This is a genomic window from Streptomyces sp. NRRL F-4489 (assembly GCF_001509485.1).
Lineage (GTDB): Bacteria > Actinomycetota > Actinomycetes > Streptomycetales > Streptomycetaceae > Streptomyces.
The window spans coordinates 271,257-286,909 of record NZ_LLZI01000001.1 but is presented as its reverse complement, the minus strand read 5'-3'; the positions used below and the strand labels follow the sequence as shown (position 1 = coordinate 286,909).

Genomic DNA, 15,653 nt, shown 5'->3' with positions numbered 1-15,653 from the left:
CCCCGGTCCGGTCCTTTTTTTTTCCCCCCACTTTCCCCCCCCAAAACCCCCCCTCCCCCCCCCCCCCCCCCCCCCCGCCGAGTCCCCGCCACTCCCACCCACCCGGCACCTGCCCCGGCCCGCCCTCCCCACGTACCACAATGTCCCCATGACGAGCACCGCATTCACCACCCGGGTCCTCGACGTGACCACCGGCAGCACCGAAACCGTCGCCGACCTCACCCGCGACTGCGCGGCCTTCCTCGATGAGGCCGCCCAGGGCCGCGACGGCCTCCTCAACGTCTTCACCCCGCACGCCACGGCCGGCATCGCGATCCTGGAAACCGGCGCCGGCAGCGACCACGACCTCCTCGCCGCCCTCCACGACCTCCTCCCCGCCGACGACCGCTGGCACCACCGCCACGGCTCCCCCGGCCACGGCCGCGACCACGTCCTCCCCGCCCTCGTCCCCCCACACGCCACCCTCCCCGTCCTCGCCGGCCGCCTGTCCCTGGGCACCTGGCAATCGATCTGCCTGGTCGACACCAACGTCGACAACCCCCACCGCCAGGTCCGTCTGACCTTCCTGGGCTGACCGGCATCGGCCGGGGCCACCTCGACGCTGTGGACTGGGCTGCTGCCCTTGGGGCTTGCTTGTGAGTGGGGCACCGGCACAGGGCCGGGCTGGGCGGGCCGGACGTGTCGGCTTATGCGTGATGGTGGGACGGGGCGAGGGCTTCGTCGGCGCTGCGCGGTTCTGTGCGGGGTTGCTGGTTGAGCTTGTGGCGTTGGATGGAGGAGTGCCGGTAGACCTCCTTGCGGGCTCGCATGATGTTGCCGAGGGGGGCGTGCTCGGCGGTGACCCGCCAGGGGGTGAAGGACAGCGAGTCCATCGCCGCCAGGTTCCGCGGGCCGGAGATGTCCTGCTGCGGCAGGCGCAGCTTCGCCACGGTGACGTACGGCGAGAGCCGCTCGGGCCATTCCACGGTGAGGTCCTCCACCGGCATGCGTTCCAGGTCGGTGCAGAGCTGGACCTGGATGTCGAACGCGTAGGGCCGCTCCCGCAGTTCGGCTTGCAGGGCCGGTCGGAAGACCTCCTGTGCGGAAGCCGGGTCGATGGTGCGCCGGACCACCGCGGCGGCGCAGGACGGATCGGGGGTGATGCGGACCTTGGCGATGCAGTCCCCGTGCCGGACGGCGCCCATGGTCCAGTAGCTCGACAGCAGCAGGTTCGCCGGCGGGGTCTTCGCCAGGCGGACGAAGGCCAGGAACTCGTCCCACGCCCAGTCCTCCCGGTCCAGCGTGCCCTTTCCGGTCACGAACTCGGTGAAGAAGCGGTGTGCGCCGCGCCGGCCCTGGGAGAAGTAGGCCGGCGCGTTGAGGAACAGTTCCTGGATGAAGAGGTAGTGCTCGACCGTGTTGCAGAAGAAGACCGGGCCGTTGATGTTGGCGTAGTCGAAGGTGCCTGTGTCCGGTTCGTCTTCCAGCAGGGTCGGCCCGGGGATGCCGAACATCTTCAGCGCCAGTCCGGTGGCGGCGCCCAATCGCGCGTCGGCTCCGGCGTGCGGGGAGCCGTTGGAGAAGCGGATGAGCGCGTCGTGGGTGCCTGGCGCCGCGTAGATGCCCTGGGCGTACTCGGCGGGCAGCCCGCCCAGGATCTCGACCTGGCCGCGGATGAGACCGTATCCCTTGGCGTGGGCGTCGCGGAGAGCCTGTCCGGTGCCGCCGGCCTGGACCGACTCGGTGATGTAGCGCTCGGTCTTCTCGATCACCGTCCGCACGTGCTGGTCGAAGTCCGGGTCCTCGGCTTCGACGTCAGGGGTGTAGCGGACGAACTGTGCAGCCATGGCTTCGGCCTCTCCTCGGAGAGCGGGATCGGATCTCAGCGCGGGAATTCCGCTCAGTCCTCCAGTTCGGCGAGCCAGCGCAGGGCGCGGAGCCCCGGTACGAAGCAGTACTCGCCGCCGCGGGTGGCCACGAAGCTGGGGAGGTTCCGCAGGCGGCGCCGGACCGGCTTGTCGGGGATGGTGACGCTGCCTGTCCCGCCATGATGTCCGGCTACCGGGTCCTGCTCGCCGGGGTAGCCGATGAAGTTGCCGTCGTTGATCCACTCGGCCTTGATGAACTCGAACTGCCGCTCCAGGTGGGCCCCGATGAACACCCCGACCAGGCCGCGGTCGGCGCCGTCGTCCTCCAGTACGCCCTCGGGCAGCGGCGGGCCGTAGGTGGTGCCGCGGCGGATGAGCCGGTGCATCCGCGCGTCGCCGATGATGGTGGCGTCGCGGGGGTTGGTGCGGCGGATGTGGGCGCCGGCGGGGCACCGCAGGCCGCGGTCGTCGTTCTCCCGGTACATGAAGTTGTTGACGCGCCGCGGATCCGCCGCCAGCTCCGGGTCGTCGTGCTCCGGCGCCAGGGCCAGCGGCGCCCCGCTCGGCCAGCGCCCGACCATTTTCGCCGCCAGGCGTGCTTCCTCCTCGGCGTCGGAGCTGTTGGCGCGCAGGTAGCGGCGCCAGGCCGCCACGTTGGTGTGGATCTTGCGCACGGCGACGTAGGTGCCGTTGCGTCCCAGCACATCCGGACTGGGCATGGGCGGCAGATTGCCGGTCTCGTCGGGGTAACCGAGGATGAACTCGCCTGCCTTGAGAGGGACTTCCTGCGGGTTGGAGCCGGGCAGTCCCACCCCCTCGATGTTCGGGTGGCTGATGCCGTCCCGGAAGCCGAAGGTGGTGCGGCCGGTCGGAAGCTGCTGGACGTCCTGCTGCCAGATCACCCGGACACCGGGCGTGTCCTGGTAGGCGACCCGGGCTCGCTCCAACTCCTGGTGCAGTTGCTCCGCGTTCGAGGAGAGGGCGCTCAGCGCGATATGGACATCGCCCGTCCCGAACGGTGCCTCCCAGTGGGCCGGGGCGTTCTCGCCCACATCGCCGATCAGCGCCGCCCGCGCGGCCATGCCCTCACGGAACGCCCGCGGGAAGCTGTCCAGTGACTCCTGAGGAACCCCCAGGGCTTTCAGCCCCTGGTGGGTGAACGCCACCGACACCCAGGCATCCCTGCTCCGGTCCGCGCTCGGCAGACCGCCCGAGGTCACCGGGAGCAGCCGCCGCAGCAGGGCCCGTCCGGCGTGGCGGTCGTCCACGCGCAGGAAGAGGAACTTTCCCTCGTACGGGACGGGCCGCGGGCGCAGCGCCCCGCTCTGGATGTCCTCGATCTCGACGCGCACACCGGCCGCGCTGCCGTTGCCTGCCGTACTCATGATCGTTCGGTGCCCTCCACATCGGTCCCTGTCCATCGGTTCTGCCGAGGCAGCGTTCATCGGTCCTGTCGGGGCAGCCCCGCGGCGAGGTGCGCGTCCGCCGACGCGATGCACCGACGTGGGGTCGGCTCTGTGGGGCGGCTCGGGTCGGTTTCTAGGCCGAGGCTTCTTCCAGCAGTTTCTGGAAGGCCGGGGTGGACACCAACTCCGCGTTGGCCGGATTCTCCAGCGCCGCCCGGAACTCAGGGGTGTCCAGCACCTCTTCGAACGCTTCCTCCACGCGATGGTCCTTGTAGATCTGCTGGACGGTCAGCTCGGGATAGGCGCTGACGAAGACCCCCGCGGGCGCCTGGTGGGCGATGAACCAGTCCTTCACCCCCGGATCGGTGATGCCGGGAAATCCCTCGCTGTGCGAGAAGACTTTGTCGAAGCGGGACCCGACCACCGTCTTGGCGAAATCGTCGATATAGGCGTCCCAGGAGCCGTCGAAGACGCTGGCGAACATGAACCGGGTGTCGTTATCGAAGATCACATGCCGCGCGTCGTGCAGGGTTCCGATCTGGCGTACCGCCGCGTGGACTTTCTCGTCATCCGCCGCGTCGGCGAGCGTGGCGAGATCCTCACGCAACGCATCCGCCTCGCCCGGCTTGATCTTGGTGAAAACGGTGAACTCGCTGCAGACTCCGTCCGACCTGCCCGGGCGCTCGGGGTGAGCTGATGGAGTTGCTTGTGCCGATGAAGTCATCGTGGGATTCCCCTGCCACGGATAGGTGTGAGGGGCACCAAGCGCCCGAACGCAGGGCGCCTTCGCCCTCACGAGTCAATCCTCACCACGGGAGCGCGGCGCCGCATCTTGTCCCCTGCGCTACCTGATCACCCGACTGGATGCACGCACGGGATTCACGAGAAACTTCGTCCGTCACCGCCCGCCCACCCGCCTACTCCGCAATTGCCTCATTAGGCGCGATTACGTTCCGTGTGGGGGAGGGACACCCCCCGATACTCCGATACTCCCGAGGACAGACCGGGCCAGGCGCAGGAAGATGGCCGGGGCGGTGCGTGCTGAGGCGGCCCGGTCCCCTTCTCGGCCGGCCATTTCCGTATCGCCGGGAAACAGCCGTGCCACCGATCGCACTCGCACAAGAACCGTCGCGCCGTCCGGGCGGCGGCGGAGCACCCGCCTCCACCGGACCTCTGCTCAACCGGATCGCACCACCCCGAACCCAACGGAGGCAATCATGGGCGCAGTCCTCGGTGACGTACTGGGTCTTGCGGCCGGCGTCGCGGTCAGCCCGCTTCCGATCCTCGCCGTCATCCTCATCCTCGCCACGCCCCGGGGACGTCTCAACGGAATCCTTTTCACCGTCGGCTGGATTCTCGGACTCTCGGCACTGGGCGCGGTGATACTGGCGATCGCCTCCCCCGCAGGAGCCTCCGTCCACAAGCGCCCGGCCATCTGGGTGGGGGCTCTCAAGCTCGCCCTCGGTGTGCTCCTCCTCCTTCTCGGTACCCGACGGTGGCGGCGGCGCCCAAAGGATCCCTCGCAGGCGAAACTGCCGAAGTGGATGGGTGCGATTGACCGTCTGACGCCGGTGAAGATCTTGGGACTCGGAACGGCCCTGGCCGCGCTCAATGCGAAGAACGCCCCGCTGACCATCGCCGCCGGCGCCGCCATCGGCTCAGCCGGACTGCCGGTCGGGCAGCAGATCGGATCACTGGCGATTTTCGTCGTGATCGCCACCCTCGGTCTGCTGGCCCCGCTGGGAGTTTTCCTCTTCGGGGGAGAACGGGCCAGGACCACGCTCGGCGTCTGGAAGGATTGGGCAGCTCAGCACAATGCCGCCGTGATGGCCGTCCTGTCCTTCGTCCTCGGTCTGAAACTGCTCGGAGACGGTATATCCGTCCTCACCTCCTGAAGGAATTCCGTGCGGGGGAGGGCGGTCAGTGTCGGCGGCGTGAGGCGGTGAGTTGTGAAGTGTGGGAGGTCTGCGTTGGAGCCGGTGGCCGGCCCGCGCGCGCCGCGTCGAAGTGGGTGCTGCGCATACGCGCGGCATTCACGCGAAGGGCGGCCGACCCAGTTGGCGCAGGGAGTGACGAGACCACGTCGCGGTGTGGTGTCCGGGTAGGGAGTCGGAGGCGCGAAGCGGTTTGGGTGAGGATGTCAGTCGCCGGACCTGAGTGCGTCCAGGTGCCGGCGTAGCACTTGCCGGATCGCCTCTGGCGGGAAGCGGTCGGGAAGTAGCGCTGACTGGAGTGTGAGCCCGTCGAGGAGGGCGGTCAGGCGCTTGCTCTCCAGGTCGGTGTCCAAGTCGTCCGGCAACGCGCCGGAGCGCTGTGCCTCGTGCAGCACGCGCCGTACCAGCGCGTTCATGCCCTGGTGCATCTCATCCGCGCAGGGCCGCAGTTCGGGGCGGGTGTGCGCTGCGGCGGCGAAGGCGAGCCAGATCGCGGCCTCCTCCCGGCGGGTGGCGTCGAGGGGGAGGAATTCGGTCAGAAGCTGCTCGGTGGTGGCGCGGCGGTCGGTGCCGTTGCCTGGGGAGAGCAGCCGCTCGATATGCGCGCGGACACGCTCGTCGATGCGATGGCTCAGCTCTCGCATCGTGAAGAGCATCAACTCGTCGTGGTCGGCGAAGTAGTGGCGGACCGAGCCGATGGCGAGTCCGGCTTCGTCGGCAACGTTGCGCAGCGACGCGTGCGCCAGTCCGTGTCGGCCGACGACGGACAGGACTGCCTGGGCAACGGCCCTGCGGCGGGCCACTGGATCGACGATCTTCGGCATGTTGCCGTTATAGCACGGTCGGGCTAACATCGTTTTGGCATGGCCGTGCTATAAAGATTGGGTGGTAAGTGAGTGAACCCCTGGCTGCTCGCGGTGATCATCGCGATACTTGTGATCGCCGTCGTGATCAAGCGGCTGATCGGTGAACCGGTCAATGTGCGGGACCTGTTCGCAGCGCCGGTGATCCTCACCGGTATCGGCGTCCTGTCCCTCGTCAAGGCGAAGGACAGCACCGGAACCGACCTCGCCTGGGTCATCGCGGGCACCGTCCTCGGCATCGCTCTCGGTACGCTCCGCGGCGCCACCATCCAACTCTCCGACAGACACGGCGTCTTGTGGCAGCGCTACACCGGCCGCACCTTCCTCGCCATGCTCGGCACCTTGGCGGTCATGGCGGGCTTCAGCGTCCTCGCGGTGAAGATGGGTATGCGCGAGAACGCGCGCCCCATCCAGCTCTCCATCGGCGTCAGCTTCCTCGGCGAGTCCCTTCTGGTCGGCCGCCGCGGCAAAGCCTCCGGCATCCCCTTCGCGCCGGACCGCGGAAACCGCTGACTCGGCGTCATGCGTCCAGACGCGCTTCGTGGGCAGCCCGCCGGCCCATCCCTCATCAATCGCTCCGGCCTGCTGACCGTCCGCCGCGCACATCAGACCGGCCCACCCTGATCGCAGGGCGAGGATGGCGCGTTTGTCGTGGATTTGTAACGGGCGGGGGCGCGGGGCAACGAGCAGGGAGGACCGCCCGTCTGGATGATCAGCAAGGCGCGCAGGGCGCTTTGGTGAACGGGTGGGTCTCGGGGAGATCCACGGGAGGGGAAGTCCATGACCAGGACGAAGAAGACCTCGATGACCGCGCGCGGGGGCCGGGCGGCTGTGGTCGGTGCGCTGGGGCTGGCCGCCGTGACGCTGGCCGCCGGGCCGGCGTTCGCCAAGGGCGCTGTGGACATCGCGGCGCCGCGCACGGCGCACGTCGGCGAAGCCATTGCGGTCAGCGCGCACGGCGGCGATGACAGCGCCGGTTTCCTCCACCAGCTGTGCCTGGAAGAGAACGGCTTCGGGGAAGGCTGGCACCAGGAGAGCTGCAGCGTCGCCGTCAAGGGCGATGCGCGGGTGTCCGTACAGGGTACGGCCGCGCGCCGCGGCAATCTGCAGTTCCGTGCGGTGCTGTACGGCCTGACCAGCGCGCATGACCAGCACCCGGTGCGTTTGCACGCCTCTGAGGTGGTGACGGTGGCCGTCCGCTGAGTCGGCGGCGCGGCCGTGGACGGGGAACGACCCCGCCCGCGGCCGCGCGGTTCACCGGGACACGGCGTCCCGCCGTCACCCGCGCCTCACGGCGCATACGTCAGCCGGTTCCGCTGATCAGCTGGTTCAGCTGCGCAGGGGGCCCTCGCAGGTGAAGTGGGACGTTCCCGCGCGGTGGTTGGTCCAGATGTCGACTTCGCCGAAGGAGCAGTTCATATCGGCGAGGTTGTTGTCGCCGTGAGTGGCTCGGTCCAGCAGGAAGTAGTCGACGGTCTCGGACATGTCCTTGAAGACCTGGTCGGCGTTGCCGGCGTCGGTGAGGTTGGCGGTGATGCGGCCCTTGCAGGTGAACCGCGGGCGGTCCGGCGAGCCGGAGGCGGAGCACTCGTCGGGGGTGGTGGAGGTGCTCTTGGCGAAGGACGCGCGGATCTGGTCGGGGGTGCTGTCGGCCAGGTCGGCGAGCGGGACATGCTTGGTGTCGGGGACGAAGAGGTCGTCGACGTGGGCGATGTTGGTGTCGAGGAAGGCGTCGTACTCCCGCTGGAGGGCCTGATCGCTGCCGAGGCGGGTGCGCCAGGCATCGAAGGCGGCCGGGTCGTCGGCCCGCAGGTCGCGGTACATCTCCTTGAGCAGGGTGGGGTGTTCGGCCCACAGGAACTCGAAGAACGTGCCCGCGTAGTTGTAGAAGCGGAAGCCGTCCCCGTCGTACGTGGCGTGCAGGAGCTGGTTGACGGTCATGCGCGGGCCGCCGTTCGCGGTGTCGGCGATGATGCCTTTCACCAGTGACTTGCGGACCTTGATGCCGTCGTCGCGGGTGCCGCCGTCGAAGAACTCGGCGGTGCCCTCGTCCATCGCCGTGGTCCGGTCGCCCTGGTACCACGGGCCTTCACCGAAGGTCCCGGGGACCGCCCAGCGGCCGTTGAGGTAGTGCGTGTACTCGTGCCGGAAGAGCTCCTCGAGGGTGAGGGTGGAGTCCTGCGGCACGCGGCGCTGGTAGGTGTAGAAGGTCGCGCCCTGCTCGATGTACATGCCGCCGTTGCTGGTGCTCAGGCCGGTCAGCAGGGGCTGGAAGTTCTCGTAGTCGGCGCGGGAGGCGTACAGGACGATGTGCAGGGTCGAGTTGGTGTCGCCCGCCAGCGGCTCCTCGGTGCCGATCACCCGGTGGAACTGCGTCTTGACCTGCTTGCTCGCGTAGTAGAGCTGGTCGACGGTGCCGCGGTCGAGGGCGGTGCGGACGGTGATGCCGTCGGTGCCGTCCTTGCCGTACGTGTAGGTCCGGGGGAAGAGGTGCTTCTCGATGTCCGCACGGCAGACCTGGTACGGCGCGCAGGCGTCGTATTCGTTCAGCCAGGTGGCGATCTTGACCCACGGGGCGCTGTAGGCGCCGAAGTTGCGGGCGGTGGTGTTCAGGAGCGGGCCGAGGCCGGCGACGATTTCGTCGTGCAGCCGGTCGATCTGCCCGGTGCGGCCGTATTCGCCGACCGCGTCGCGTACCACCCAGGCGTTGGCCGTGTCCTTGAGGTGGGTGTAGTCGGCGAATGCCTTGAAGACGGCGCGGTAGGACGGGTCGGCCACGACCGCGTCGCGGAAGGCGGTGTCCTGGTTGCCCGGGTAGACGCCGAGGTACTGCACGGAGAGGGCGGCGAGGGCGGCGCCGCCCCAGGAGGGATCCTTGGCGGTGTCCGGGTGGTCCGGGCCCATGGTGGCCAGGACCCGCTTGATCAACGGGAGTTGGTACTGCCGCAGGCCCTGGGCGCTGGCCGCGTTGAGGGCCTCGCGGAGCGTCTCGGCGTTGCTGCGGGTCACGTCGAAGCTGCGGGCGGCCGAGCCGAAGGCGTCGACGGCCCGGCGCATGGCGTCCAGGGTCGCCGGGTCGGTGATATCGACCTCGTGGTGGGAGAAGCCCAGGTAGGCGACCGCGTGGAGATAGGTGAACATCTCCAGCAGGTGGGTGCCGTTGCGGCCGTCGTGGGCGGCGGCGAGTTGGCCGATGCGGTGCGCGACGGCCTGGATGTGGGCCTTCGACATGACCGGAGCCAGGCGCTGGTCCCAGTTCCAGAGCAGGGTGCCCAGACAGCCGTCGGCGGTGACCTCGGGGGCGGCGAGGAACTCGGTGAGCTGCTGGGGGGAGAGGCCGGTGATGCCGTCGAGGGTGCACGGGACGGCGGCCTTGCCGAGGGTGGCGTGCGGTGTGGGGTGCGCACCGGCCTTGGCCTTGGGCGTGTGGGGGCCGGGGACGCGGCTGCTGCCGAGCCCGCCCGGGCCCGGTATGCGCAGGGCCGGCGACGTGGGTGCCTTGGCCAGGCGGTCGACCCTGTCGTGCGGGGTGGGCGTGGCGGCTGCCGGGCCGGCGAAGGCGGCGGGGCGCGGGGTCGCTGCGGCCTCACGCGAGGTGGGGGTGGGGCTTGCCGGGTATTCGGTGCCGGCTGCGGTCACGCAGAGCGTGACCGCTGTCGCGGCCGTGAGCAGGGATCTGCGAAGGGTTCTCGAAGGGAACACGAAGCTCTCCTGTGTGGGGGCGGTGAAGCGTGCGCGGCGGGTCCGCGGTGTCCGGGGCCCTGGCTGCCGTACACGTGCCGACTGACGGGCAGGTGCACGCCATGTGATGCGTAACGTAATAATGTGAAATTGCACTGGCAAGCCCTTTGTCAGGGTACGTTTCAGCGAAATCCCTTGCGCTGCCCGTTGGTTCAGGTCAGGGGCCCGCCGCCGGACAGGTGCGAACGCTCTCGATCGGCTGCCGCCCCTCCGCCTCGCGGGCCGGGCACGCAAGCCGTTCCGTGAGCCGCACCGCGAGGGCGCCCCACCGCCCACCGCATGGGCGCCGCGACCCGCACCGCAACCGAGCAGAAGAACCCATGGAGGAGAGAACCCATGACGGAAGCTGTTCCCGCCGCCCCGCGCACCGTCAGCCACGATCTGCCCATGTCCCCGGAGTTGGAGCGGTTCCTGGGGAGCGGCTGGGCGGCGACGCCGCTGCCGGACGCCCTCCGGCTGCCGGCCGCCGATGTCACCCCCGCCCGCCGGCAGCGCCTGTCCGCCCGCTTCCCCGGCGAACGGCTGATCGTCCCCGCCGGTGAACTCACCGTCCGCTCCAACGACTGCGACCACCGCTTCCGGCCGCACAGCGCCTACGCCTGGCTGACCGGCCTCACCGGCGAGGACCAGGCGGGGCACGTCCTGGTCCTGGAACCGGACGGGCCGCACCGGCACGAAGCGGTGCTGTACGTCCGCCCCCGCTCGCCGCGCACCGACACAGGCTTCTGCCGGGACCGGCGGTACGGCGAGTTCTGGGTCGGCCGCCGCCCCGACCTCGCCGAGGCCGAGCGCATGACCGGTATCCGCTGCGTCCACCTCGGCGGCCTGGAGGCCCTGCCCCCGGGCCGCAACGCCGCCGTCGACGCTGAACTCGCGTCCGTTCTCAGCGAGTTGCGGCTGATCAAGGACGCCTGGGAGGTCGAGCAGTTGCAGCTGGCCGTCGATCACACGACCGCCGGGTTCGAGGATGTCGTCCGCGCGCTTCCGCGCGCTCTCGCCCATCCGCGCGGTGAGCGCTGGGTCGAGGGCGTCTTCGGGCTGCGGGCCCGTGCCGAGGGCAATGGTACGGGCTACGAGACCATCGCGGCCGCCGGCGCCCACGCCTGCGTCCTGCACTGGATACGCAACGACGGCCCGCTGCCCGCCGGCCAGTTGCTCCTGCTGGACGCCGGTGTGGAGACCGACACCCTTTACACCGCCGACATCACCCGCACCCTCCCGCTGTCCGGACGTTTCTCCCCGGTGCAGCGGCAGGTGTACGAGCTGGTGCTGGCGGCCCAGGATGCGGGCATCGCCGCGCTGAGGCCGGGTGCGCGGTTCCGCGACTTCCACCGCGCGGCGATGCGGGTGATCGCGGAGGGGCTCACCGCATGGGGTGTCCTGAAGAGCCCGGAAGGGGACCTCCACCGCCGCTACACCCTCTGCAGCAGCGGGCACATGCTCGGGCTCGACGTGCACGACTGCGCCCAGGCGCGGGCCGACGCCTATCTGGACGGGGTGCTGGCGGAAGGCCAGGTGCTGACGGTCGAGCCGGGGCTCTACCTCCAGCCGGACGACACGACGCTCCCGCCGGACCTGCGGGGCATCGGCGTACGGATCGAGGACGACCTGGTGATCACGGCGGACGGGGCGCGGCTGCTGTCGGGCGCCCTGCCGCGGACGCCGGAGGCGGTGGAGGCGTGGATGGGTGCGTTGATGGAGGGGTGAGTTGATGGAGGGGTGAGCCTGCCCGTCCGCCTGGGCGTTCGCGGGCCGCCGGCAAGGGAGTTGACGTCCGGTCGGGAGGTCTTGGCAACGCGGGTGCAATGTGAAATATTACTGACGTGCCCACGAGAAACTCTCCGGATCTCCTCGTCATCGGCGCGGGCGTGGTCGGCGCCGCCTGCGCTTACTACGCGGCCCGGCGCGGCCTGCGGGTCACCGTGCTCGACCGCGGCTCCGTAGCCGGCGGTACCACCGGCGCCGGCGAAGGCAACCTCCTGGTCTCCGACAAGGAACCCGGCCCCGAGCTCCAACTGGCCCGCTATTCCACGCAGTTGTGGCGCGAACTGGCCGAGGTGCTGCCGTCGCGGATCGAGTACGAGGCCAAGGGCGGCCTCGTCGTCGCCTCCGATGACACGAGCCTGGCCGCGCTGCGGGAATTCGCCGCACGGCAGTCGGAGGCCGGGGTCGCTTGCGAAGCGGTGCCGGGCGGGCGGCTGGGTGACCTGGAGCCGCGGCTCGCCCCCGGCCTGGCCGGCGGGGTCCACTACCCGCAGGACGCCCAGGTGCAGCCCGCCCTGGCCGCCGCCCACCTGCTGCGTGCGGCCGGCGACCGGGTGACCCTGCGGCTCGGCCAGGAGGTCACCGGGATCCTCACCGGCGCCCACGGCGAGGTGCGGGGCGTGCGGACGCCCTCCGGTGACCTCCATGCCCCCTACGTCGTCAACGCGGCGGGGACCTGGGGCGGTGAGCTGGCCCGACTGGCCGGCGTGGAGCTGCCGGTGCTGCCCCGGCGCGGCTTCGTGCTGGTCACCGAGCCGCTGCCGCGCCTGGTGCGGCACAAGGTGTACGCCGCGGACTACGTCGCCGACGTCGCCAGCGACTCGGCGGCCCTGCAGACCTCCGCCGTCGTCGAGGGCACCCCGGCGGGCCCGGTGCTGATCGGCGCGAGCCGGGAGCGGGTCGGATTCGACCGCTCGCCGTCCGTGGAGGTGCTGCGCCGCCTCGCCGGGCAGGCGGTACGGCTCTTCCCGGCCCTCGCCGCGGTGCGGGCCGTGCGGACGTATACGGGCTTCCGCCCGTATCTGCCCGACCACCTGCCCGCGATCGGGCCCGACCCGCGACGGCCGGGGCTGCTGCACGCCTGCGGCCATGAAGGGGCGGGCATCGGCCTCGCCCCGGCCACCGGACGGATCATCGCCCAGGCCCTGACGGGCGGCGAACTCCCGCTGGACATCACGCCGTTCAGACCCGACCGGTTCGGCGGGGGAGAGGCGGGATGACCGCCTGGGCCCCGCACCGACCCCCGCGAAAGGAGCCGTGCATGGCGCGCGACCGCAACCCCGCCGACCTCGTCGGCGCGGTGCCCGACGCCGCGTTCGAGATCACCTTCGACGGCCGCACGATCACCGCGCTGCCGGGCCAGACACTGGCCGCCGCGCTGTGGGCCGCGGGCATCCTCGCCTGGCGCACCACCCGCGCCGGCGGCCGGCCGCGCGGCGCGTTCTGCGGTATCGGGCACTGCTTCGACTGCCTCGCCACCGTCAACGGGAAACCCAACCGCCGGGCCTGCCTGGTCCCCGCGCGGCCCGGCGACGCCGTCACGACCCAGGAGGGACACGGCCATGCCGAACTCGGCGACCGATGACGCGGAGTACGACCTCGCCGTGATCGGGGCCGGCGTCGCGGGCCTCACCGGCGCCGTCACCGCCGCCGAACTCGGCCTGTCGGTAGCCCTGTTGGACTCCTCCGCGCAGCCGGGCGGGCAGTTCTACCGGCACCCCGCCCCGGCCCTCGGCGCCACTCGCCCCCAGGCCCTGCACCACGACTGGTCCACCTTCACCGCCCTGCGCCGCCGACTGGCCGACAGCGGGGTGACTCTCCTGGCCGGTCACCACGTCTGGACCGTCGTCCGCGCGCCGACAAGCGGCCTGTGGGACGTGCACGCCGTCACCGGAGCGGACGGCGACGGGGAGTGCCCGGTCCGGGTGCGGGCCCGCGCGGTGCTGCTCGCGACCGGCGCGTACGAACGCCACCTTCCGTTCCCCGGCTGGACGCTGCCGGGCGTGGTGGGCGCCGGGGGAGCGCAGGCGATGCTGAAGTCCGGCCTGGTGCTGCCCGGGGCCGGGACCTCCTCCGCACGAGCCGGGGTCGCGGCCCCTCCCGCCGGGGCGAAGCCGGCAGCCGGGCCAAGGGTGGTGGTGGCGGGCAGCGGTCCGCTGCTGCTGGCCGTCGCCGCCTCGCTCGCGAAGGCGGGCGCCCGCGTCCCGGCGGTGGTCGAGGCATCCAGCTACCTCGGCTACGCCCGCCACCCCCGCACTCTCGCCGCCAACGCGCACAAGGCGGCGGAGGCGGCGAGGCACGGCGCGGCGCTGCTGCGGCACGGGGTCCGGCTGCGTACCCGCAGCGCGGTGACCCAGGTGCACGGCTCCGACCGGGTGGCGGCCGTCACGGTCTCCCGGCTCGACCGCGACTGGCGGCCCGTACGGGGGTCCGGCCGCCGCATCGCCTGCGACGCCCTGGCGGTCGGCTTCGGCCTCGTCCCGCAGCTGGAACTCGCCACCGGCCTGGGCTGCGCCACCCGGCGCGCCCAGGACGGCAGCCACGTCCTCGTCCTCGACGCACAGCAGCAGACCTCGGTACCGGGCATCTGGGCGGCGGGCGAGACCGGCGGCATCGGCGGCGCCCAACTCGCCCACGCGGAAGGGGAGATGGCGGGTATCGCGATCGCGGCCCGGCTGGCCGGGCACCGTGCGCCCGCCGGAAGCGGCCGGGTCCGCGCCCTGCGCCGGCGGCGTGACCGGATGCGCGCCTTCGCCTCGGTGATGGCCGCGGTGCACGCACCCGGCGCCGGGTGGAGCCGGTGGCTCGACGACACCACGGACGTGTGCCGCTGCGAGGAGGTCAGCGCGGGCCGGATCCGCGAGGCGGTCGCTGATCTCGGCGCCCGGGACGCCCGTACCGTCAAACTCCTCACCCGCGCCGGTATGGGCTGGTGCCAGGGCCGGATCTGCGGCGCGGCCGTGGCCTGCCTGGCCGCCGAGGGCCGGGAGGAGAGGCCGCCGGTGCCTGCCGAGCGCCGGCCGCTGGCGGTGCCGGTCCGGCTGGATGTGCTCGCCGCCCGCACCGGAACGACGGCGCCGGACCCCGGCGATCCGCAGGAGAACGCCGCCGAAAACCACTGAACGGACCGACCCCACCGACCCCACCCCAGAAGGGCTCCTCCATGACCACCGCCTCCCCCTCCCCCTCCGCCACCGCCTGGAGCGCCGAACGCCCCTGGCGCGGCATCATGGTCGCCACCGCCCTCCCCCTGCGCGCGGACCACTCCGTCGACCACGACGCCTACGCCGCACACGTCCGCTGGCTCCTCGACAACGGCTGCGACGGCGTCGTACCCAACGGCTCCCTGGGCGAGTACCAGACCCTGACCGGCCAGGAACGCGCCCAGGTGGTGCGCACCGCGGTCGCGGCCGCCGGCGACGGTGCCCGTGTGATGCCCGGAGTGTCCGCCTACGGCAGCGCCGAGGCACGCCGCTGGGCCGAGCAGGCCGCCGAAGAGGGCTGCGGCAGCGTCCTGCTGCTGCCACCCAACGCCTACCGCGCGGACGAGCCCGCCCTCCGCGCCCACTACGCCGAGGTCGCCCGGGCCGGCCTCCCCATCGTGGCCTACAACAACCCCATCGACACCAAGACCGACCTCACCCCCGCGCTCCTGGCCCGCCTCCACAACGAAGGCAGCATCGTCGCGGTCAAGGAATTCACCGGCGAGGTGCGCCGGGCGTACGAACTGGCCGAACTCGCCCCCGGACTGGACCTGCTGATCGGCGCCGACGACGTCCTCCTGGAACTGGCCCTGGCCGGCGCCGTGGGCTGGATCGCCGGATACCCCAACGCCTTCCCCGCCGCCTGCGCCCAGCTCTACCGCGCCGCCACGGCCCAGGACCTCGACACCGCCCTACCGCTGTACCGGTCCCTGCACCCCCTGCTGCGCTGGGACTCCAGAACAGAGTTCGTCCAGGCCATCAAACTCTCCATGGACATCGCCGGGCGCCCCGGCGGCCCCACCCGGCCACCGCGGCTGCCCCTGCCCGCCCCCACCGAGGCCGAGGTGCGCGCGGCCACCGAGAAGGCGCTCGCCGCCGGCCACCGCTGACCAGG

General features: G+C 71.4%; 14 protein-coding genes. 9 read left to right on the top strand and 5 right to left on the bottom strand.

The window, feature by feature from the left end; translation table 11 throughout:
- Positions 1-148: 148 nt before the first annotated feature.
- Positions 149-574: a secondary thiamine-phosphate synthase enzyme YjbQ gene (locus ADL22_RS01235; protein WP_066972796.1), complete on the top strand. Its 426-nt coding sequence runs from the start codon at positions 149-151 to the stop codon at positions 572-574.
- A 112-nt stretch (positions 575-686) separates the two neighbouring features.
- Here ADL22_RS01235 and ADL22_RS01230 read toward each other — a convergent pair whose 3' ends face one another.
- The 3 genes from ADL22_RS01230 to ADL22_RS01220 form a co-directional block, all read right to left on the bottom strand.
- Entirely contained in the window at positions 687-1,826 is a 1,140-nt protein-coding gene (locus ADL22_RS01230) for a catalase family protein (RefSeq protein WP_066972794.1), read from the bottom strand.
- A 53-nt stretch (positions 1,827-1,879) separates the two neighbouring features.
- Entirely contained in the window at positions 1,880-3,232 is a 1,353-nt protein-coding gene (locus ADL22_RS01225) for a Dyp-type peroxidase (protein ID WP_066972792.1), read from the bottom strand.
- Between the two features lie 154 nt (positions 3,233-3,386).
- Positions 3,387-3,977 (bottom strand): hypothetical protein, encoded by a 591-nt coding sequence (locus ADL22_RS01220; protein ID WP_234430493.1) that lies wholly within the window; start codon positions 3,975-3,977, stop codon positions 3,387-3,389.
- Positions 3,978-4,470: 493 nt separating this feature from the next.
- Here ADL22_RS01220 and ADL22_RS01215 point away from each other — a divergent pair, with 493 nt between their 5' ends.
- On the top strand, positions 4,471-5,148 hold the full coding sequence (locus ADL22_RS01215) for a GAP family protein (RefSeq protein WP_066972789.1): 678 nt from the start codon (positions 4,471-4,473) through the stop codon (positions 5,146-5,148).
- A gap of 245 nt (positions 5,149-5,393) precedes the next feature.
- Here the strand turns inward: ADL22_RS01215 and ADL22_RS01210 are convergent, their stop codons facing one another.
- A complete protein-coding gene (locus ADL22_RS01210; protein ID WP_066972787.1) occupies positions 5,394-6,011 on the bottom strand; it encodes a TetR/AcrR family transcriptional regulator in 618 nt (205 codons plus the stop codon).
- A gap of 72 nt (positions 6,012-6,083) precedes the next feature.
- Between ADL22_RS01210 and ADL22_RS01205 the strand changes: the two genes are divergently transcribed.
- A complete protein-coding gene (locus ADL22_RS01205) occupies positions 6,084-6,563 on the top strand; it encodes a DUF1453 domain-containing protein (RefSeq protein WP_066972785.1) in 480 nt (159 codons plus the stop codon).
- 267 nt (positions 6,564-6,830) lie between these two features.
- Complete coding sequence (locus tag ADL22_RS01200; RefSeq protein ID WP_066972783.1) at positions 6,831-7,253, top strand: hypothetical protein; 423 nt, start codon at positions 6,831-6,833, stop codon at positions 7,251-7,253.
- Positions 7,254-7,379: 126 nt separating this feature from the next.
- Here ADL22_RS01200 and ADL22_RS01195 read toward each other — a convergent pair whose 3' ends face one another.
- Entirely contained in the window at positions 7,380-9,752 is a 2,373-nt protein-coding gene (locus ADL22_RS01195) for a collagenase (RefSeq protein ID WP_066972781.1), read from the bottom strand.
- A gap of 375 nt (positions 9,753-10,127) precedes the next feature.
- Between ADL22_RS01195 and ADL22_RS01190 the strand changes: the two genes are divergently transcribed.
- From ADL22_RS01190 to ADL22_RS01170, 5 genes are all read left to right on the top strand, one after another.
- Positions 10,128-11,498 carry an aminopeptidase P family protein gene (locus tag ADL22_RS01190; protein WP_066972780.1) on the top strand — a complete coding sequence of 457 codons (1,371 nt, stop codon included), beginning with the start codon at positions 10,128-10,130 and terminating at the stop codon, positions 11,496-11,498.
- 116 nt (positions 11,499-11,614) lie between these two features.
- Positions 11,615-12,775, top strand: coding sequence for an NAD(P)/FAD-dependent oxidoreductase (locus ADL22_RS01185; protein WP_066972779.1), 1,161 nt, complete (start codon positions 11,615-11,617; stop codon positions 12,773-12,775).
- 41 nt (positions 12,776-12,816) lie between these two features.
- Complete coding sequence (locus tag ADL22_RS01180; protein ID WP_066972778.1) at positions 12,817-13,140, top strand: (2Fe-2S)-binding protein; 324 nt, start codon at positions 12,817-12,819, stop codon at positions 13,138-13,140.
- Entirely contained in the window at positions 13,118-14,677 is a 1,560-nt protein-coding gene (locus tag ADL22_RS01175) for an NAD(P)/FAD-dependent oxidoreductase (RefSeq protein ID WP_066972776.1), read from the top strand. The genes ADL22_RS01180 and ADL22_RS01175 overlap by 23 nt, the downstream gene beginning before the upstream one ends.
- Positions 14,678-14,718: 41 nt before the next feature.
- Entirely contained in the window at positions 14,719-15,648 is a 930-nt protein-coding gene (locus ADL22_RS01170) for a dihydrodipicolinate synthase family protein (protein WP_066972775.1), read from the top strand.
- Positions 15,649-15,653: the final 5 nt, after the last annotated feature.

Coding starts and splice junctions, on each gene's coding strand:
- ADL22_RS01235 (WP_066972796.1), top strand. CDS start 149: ATGACGAGCACCGCATTCACCACCCGGGTCCTCGACGTGACCACCGGC.
- ADL22_RS01230 (WP_066972794.1), bottom strand. CDS start 1,826: ATGGCTGCACAGTTCGTCCGCTACACCCCTGACGTCGAAGCCGAGGAC.
- ADL22_RS01225 (WP_066972792.1), bottom strand. CDS start 3,232: ATGAGTACGGCAGGCAACGGCAGCGCGGCCGGTGTGCGCGTCGAGATC.
- ADL22_RS01220 (WP_234430493.1), bottom strand. CDS start 3,977: ATGACTTCATCGGCACAAGCAACTCCATCAGCTCACCCCGAGCGCCCG.
- ADL22_RS01215 (WP_066972789.1), top strand. CDS start 4,471: ATGGGCGCAGTCCTCGGTGACGTACTGGGTCTTGCGGCCGGCGTCGCG.
- ADL22_RS01210 (WP_066972787.1), bottom strand. CDS start 6,011: ATGCCGAAGATCGTCGATCCAGTGGCCCGCCGCAGGGCCGTTGCCCAG.
- ADL22_RS01200 (WP_066972783.1), top strand. CDS start 6,831: ATGACCAGGACGAAGAAGACCTCGATGACCGCGCGCGGGGGCCGGGCG.
- ADL22_RS01190 (WP_066972780.1), top strand. CDS start 10,128: ATGACGGAAGCTGTTCCCGCCGCCCCGCGCACCGTCAGCCACGATCTG.
- ADL22_RS01180 (WP_066972778.1), top strand. CDS start 12,817: ATGGCGCGCGACCGCAACCCCGCCGACCTCGTCGGCGCGGTGCCCGAC.
- ADL22_RS01175 (WP_066972776.1), top strand. CDS start 13,118: ATGCCGAACTCGGCGACCGATGACGCGGAGTACGACCTCGCCGTGATC.
- ADL22_RS01170 (WP_066972775.1), top strand. CDS start 14,719: ATGACCACCGCCTCCCCCTCCCCCTCCGCCACCGCCTGGAGCGCCGAA.